At 51.5% G+C, this 5299-nt stretch carries 5 protein-coding genes and 1 pseudogene; all 6 read left to right on the top strand.

The genetic code is table 11. The annotated features are described in order from the left end of the window. A pseudogene (locus MKMG_RS10465) lies at positions 1-627 on the top strand (malate dehydrogenase); the annotation flags it as partial. A 288-nt stretch (positions 628-915) separates the two neighbouring features. Then, a complete protein-coding gene (locus MKMG_RS10460) occupies positions 916-1695 on the top strand; it encodes an ATP-binding cassette domain-containing protein (RefSeq protein ID WP_165077815.1) in 780 nt (259 codons plus the stop codon). Further along, positions 1692-2399 carry a GTP-binding protein gene (locus MKMG_RS10455; RefSeq protein WP_165077814.1) on the top strand — a complete coding sequence of 236 codons (708 nt, stop codon included), beginning with the start codon at positions 1692-1694 and terminating at the stop codon, positions 2397-2399. The genes MKMG_RS10460 and MKMG_RS10455 overlap by 4 nt, the downstream gene beginning before the upstream one ends. Positions 2400-2404: 5 nt before the next feature. Next, a complete protein-coding gene (locus MKMG_RS10450) occupies positions 2405-3022 on the top strand; it encodes a (Fe-S)-binding protein (RefSeq protein WP_165077812.1) in 618 nt (205 codons plus the stop codon). Between the two features lie 140 nt (positions 3023-3162). After that, the gene (locus MKMG_RS10445; protein WP_165077810.1) at positions 3163-4437 is read left to right on the top strand and encodes a cysteate synthase; all 1275 of its coding nucleotides are present in this window, start codon (positions 3163-3165) and stop codon (positions 4435-4437) included. Continuing rightward, positions 4430-5299: sulfopyruvate decarboxylase subunit alpha (gene comD, locus MKMG_RS10440; RefSeq protein WP_165077808.1), on the top strand; the 870-nt coding region annotated here is incomplete at its 3' end. The genes MKMG_RS10445 and comD, both read left to right, overlap by 8 nt.

The following is a 5299-nucleotide window of genomic DNA, read 5'->3' as shown; positions in this document are numbered from 1 at the left end:
GGGTGGCATGCACCAAAGGCCATTTTATTCATCGTCTCAAACCCGGTCGACGTGATGACCGCGGTGGCACTGAAATACTCGGGAATGAAACCAAACCAGGTCATCGGCCTTGGAACGCATCTGGACTCGATGCGCCTGAAATGGAATATTGCCAAATACTTCGATGTTCATGTAAGCGAAGTTCATACCCGCATCATCGGCGAACATGGCGATTCCATGGTCCCGTTATGGTCGGCGACCACCGTTGGAGGCATTGCCATCCAGAACATCCCGGATTTCAAAAATCTCCCGGAAGACAAGATCATGTACAATGTCATGAACGCCGGGTCTGCCATCATCAGCCGCATCGGTGCGACAGTCTACGGGCCGGGCGACGCGATCGCAACCATTGTGCGCACCATTCTCGGGAATGAAAAACGGATACTCACAGTCTCTGTCTTTATCAACAGCGAAATCCACAACATCGGCGATGTCTGCATCGGCATCCCCGCCCGGCTGGACAGAAACGGCGCCACACCCCTCGCGATCACCATCAGCGAAGACGAAGTAGAGGGATTCCGGAAATCAGTGGAGAAGGTCCGTGGTGTCACCCAGGAAGTCATTGAACAGCTGGATGAGAGCTGCTGAGGAATTTAATTTACATCCATATCATTTTTCTGCAAGAACCATGCGTCGCTTTTCTGATGCAGGCTGTTTTCCACGGTCAGGCTGCACCACATATTATGGCCTTTTTTTATCAGCGTATCTTCCTGGTAACGATTGTGCATAACGGTATATGAGGCAGAAAATTTTTTTAGAACCAAATTTTGCAAATTAATACAATACGGGAAAAACTTCAATAAAATTAGACACATGTGTCAACTGATTGGCGCAAACCAGGGCAAACATAATATCCAAGGCACATGTAATCTACATATGAACTCTGAGATGATCGAGGAGATCACAGTCCTGTCCGGGAAAAACCGGTCAGGAGAACCGGAGAACTTTGATGAAATTATCATACGCCCCGGTGACACGCTATCAATCGTCGGCCCGACCGGTTCGGGAAAGAGTGCGTTCATAACTGACATTGAAATTTTTGCCAGAAATGATACTGCTACGGGAAGAACCATACTGGTAAACGGTGAACATCCCCCGGAAGACTACATACGGGATCCTGCAAAGAAACCGGTGGCACTGATAACCCAGAATACAAAATGCCTTGCAGACCTGAAGGTGCATGAATTCCTTGAGATGCACATCAAATCACGCAGAATTGCTGAGACCGAACTCACCGGAAAGACAATTGACCTTGCAAACGAGTTCACCGGCGAAAAAATCCATCCTGATGTAAAGATGACCGCACTCTCAGGAGGACAGACCAGATCGCTTATGGTTGCAGATGCGATCACAATCAGCGATACACCGTTAATCCTGCTTGACGAGGTTGAAAATGCAGGAATCTTCAAAGACAGGGTCATTGAAACCCTGAAAGAGTATAATAAAGCGCTTATTTTTGTCACCCATGATCCCATGGTATCCCTGATGTCCGACAGGCGTATTGTCATGAAAAACGGTGGAGTCAGCGGAGTTCTTGAACCGAACGGAAGGGAGGATGAGGCGCTCCTAAAGGTAATCGAACTTGACAGGATCATGTGCCGGATGCGTGAACAGATTCGTGCAGGAGAGATGATCTGCGGTCAGGTATTCACATGAAACTGATAATCATTGCAGGACCGCCTTCATGCGGGAAGACTGCTGTGGTAAAACAGATAATCAAGAATAAAGGCAATTCCCAACAAATTGCATACCTGAAAATTGATGTCACACGGGCATTTGAGGATGAGGAGCTGAAACAGGAGTTTGGCATACCTACAAAAAAGGTATACTCAGGTGATCTCTGTCCGGATCATGCAAGTGTCATGGTTATGAAAGACGCCATCGAATGGGCCGGGGAAGAACGGGCAGACATCCTTATTGTCGAGAGTGCCGGACTCTGTCTCAGGTGTTCCCCCTACACCACACAGTCGTTGGGCATTGTAGTGACCAGTGCGGTTAACGGCATCAACACGCCCCTGAAGATGGCGCCGATGATAGCCCTTGCCGACATGGCGGTTGTAACACGCATTGACCTCGTATCACAGGCAGAAAAAGAGGTCTTCCGTGAGCGGATCAAAGAGGTGAACGAAGATATCGACATTATCGAAACGAATGCCGTGCAGGGGACAGGCATGCGCTACCTGCTCCGTGCGATTGAAGAGTGCCCCGACATACACGATCCTGATAAAATCAACCTCAGGGGTGCTCCGCCCCTTGGAGTCTGCACAATCTGCATCGGCAAGACCGACATCGGATGGCAGAAACACTTCGGCGTGATCAGAAAACTGGACGGCGCAGATTACCTATATCGGGGGGACTAGCACATATGAACTGGACACCTCCGGGAAAAGACTGCGGTGTATGCGGTGCGAAGTCATGTGCTGATTTTCTGGAGTATGTAGGAGAGGGTAAGAAATCATATGAGGACTGCCCGTTCTACAGGCCGTGTGATCACGGACAACAACACGCCTTTGATGCTGTTCACACCGGTTCTGACATTCATGGAGAGCCGTATGATTTCATACTTGAACCCCTCCCCAACGAAATTTCAGCACGAAAAATAATACTCCCGTTTCGACCGGACCTCGTTGAACAGTGGGAGATAACAGAGGGAGATATCGTCGTCGGCAGACCGATGGGTGCAGGCTGTCCGGTCCAGCATGTGCTGAGAGTGATTGACGCATCACCCGTCAGCGGTGTCATAACCACCCATGTGGTCGGTCCCCGGTTCTCGCGGGGACAGGCATACAAAGATATCGAAGCCTACCACATAACCGGTTTTGAAGGTATGGCAAAGACAGTAAACCATGAGCCTGTGTTCGGCAAAAGACAGAAGTTCCTGCCGGGATTCTGTATGATGTATCTCGGACATACCGGTGTAGTCAATATGATTTTGAACAAGTCATCAGGGCTGCAGATCAGGGTGGAGGATATACACCTTTGAAATCAGCAGGTCTGCACATGGGGATCGGTCACAGCAGGGATTCCGGTAGTACACAGACCATCTGACCGGATGAGAACAGATGAACACTGCTCAGAACAAAAAAACAGGATACCAAACGAAAATTTTTAATGGTGATGAATATGACAGAAAAATATATGCTTAAATGCCCGGACTGCGGGAAAATAATCCCTGACCGGTATACCAATGTCTGCCCCGGAGGCTGCACCGGCCTTATCAGGGCAAACTACCGGAAAACACAGCTGGACATTCAACCCCTTCCGGGAGTATTCAGGTTCTCCGACTGGCTCCCGGTAACAGGCCACCTGCCGTCCGATGCAGGCCCTGTCACATACAAAAGCGAAGTATTGGCACGCGAACTGGGGCTTTCCCATCTCTACATCGGTTTTTCAGGCTACTGGCCGGAGCGTGGTGCACAGATTGAGTCATGCTCGTTCAAGGAACTGGAAGCACTCCCGACCACCGTCAGGATGAAAGAGAAAGGGAACGGAATTCTCCAGATATCATCGGCCGGAAACACCGGAAGGGCGTTCTGTCAGGTATCGGCCATCACCGGTGCCCCGGTGGTTGTTGTTGTGCCGGAATCTGCTGTAGACAGGCTCTGGACAACCGCACCTGCAGAGAACATATGTCTGATTACGGTGGACGGGGACTATACCGATTCAATCGGGTTCGGAAACGCGGTCTGTAGCATACCCGGCATCGTCGCGGAGGGCGGCGCACGGAATGTCGCCCGCAGGGATGGCATGGGAACCGTGATGCTGGACGGTACGGTTACGGCAGGAAGGCTGCCGGACCACCATTTCCAGGCGGTAGGGAGCGGAACCGGGGGCATTGCGGCATGGGAGGCAGCAATGCGACTCATTGGCGACGGGAGATTTGGGACAGACCTGCCCAGTCTGCACCTTGCACAGAACGAACCATTTGTACCGATGATGAACGCCTGGCAGGACAACAGACGGGAAATAATACCTGAAACAGATATGCCGGATGCCCGTCATGCAGTCAGTCAGGTCTATGCCGATGTCCTGACAAACCGGGAGCCCCCCTACTCCATCAGTGGAGGCGTGTATGACGCACTCTCTGCAACGGGCGGCACGATGGACGGCATCACAAATGTTCAGGCAACAGAGGCAGAGAAAATATTTGTTGATGCAGAGGGGATAGACCCTGACCCGGCGGCATCGGTCTGTGTGGCATCGCTCATCAAAGCGGTTGAGACGGGTGCCGTAGGAAAGGATGACTACATACTGCTCAACATCACCGGCGGCGGATACAGACGCGTGGCAGAAGATAAAGACCGGTTCCCTGTGGAACCCATATTCAGTGTGAAGGGAGGTGCTGCGGTCGATGAAATCAGGCGCGATATCGAGGCATGGGTGAATACCCATGCCTGAGGAGAGGGTGCTTGAAATCCTCTCTGAAGAGGGTATCGATATGACGGTCGTTCTCCCGTGCGACAGAACAAAGGAACTCTGTTCACTCCTGGAGACATATTCGCAGACGATTACCGTAATGCGGGAGGAGGACAGTGTCGGACTCTGTGCAGGCCTCTGTCTCGCCGGAAAAAGACCTGTTGTGCATATCCAGAGCTCAGGCCTCGGAAATATGTTCAACGCAATGATGTCTCTGACCGTGCTCTACCACCTTCCGCTTCCTATCCTTGCAAGCTGGAGAGGGGTTTACAATGAAAAAATTCCGGCACAGGTGCCGTTCAACAGACACATTCCCGGTCTGCTCGACGTGCTGGAGATCCCCTACACCATCATATCCGAACCTTCAGAACTTGACCGTATCAGGGATGTGATCAGGGATGCGTATACCCATTCACGCCCGCATGTTGCGTTAATAATCCCGAAAGTCTGGGAATGCAGCCGCTGTTCTGTTAAAGAAACCGCATTTCCAACCCGGCAGCGTGATGTGGCACTCACTTACAAACGCAGACTACCAGAACCGGTGATGAAACGGGCAGACGCCATCGGGGCCATTGCAGACGTGCTGGATGATGAACTGGTCGTATCAAACATCGGTGTGCCGGGAAAGGAGCTATACGCCGCATCGGACAGGGATGAAAACTTCTACATGCTCGGAAGCTATACGCAGGCATCACCCATCGGGTTTGGAATAAGCCTTGGAACCGAACGCGATGTCGTTGTCCTTGACGGAGACGGGAGCCTGCTGGGAACTGCGATTCTGCCGGTAATAGCTGCAGAGAAACCCCAAAACCTGACCATCATCTGCCTTGACAACGGGGCGTTC

The sequence above is a fragment of the Methanogenium sp. MK-MG genome, assembly GCF_009914725.1.
Classification (GTDB): domain Archaea; phylum Halobacteriota; class Methanomicrobia; order Methanomicrobiales; family Methanomicrobiaceae; genus Methanogenium.
This window is presented reverse-complemented; position numbering and strand designations above follow the sequence as displayed.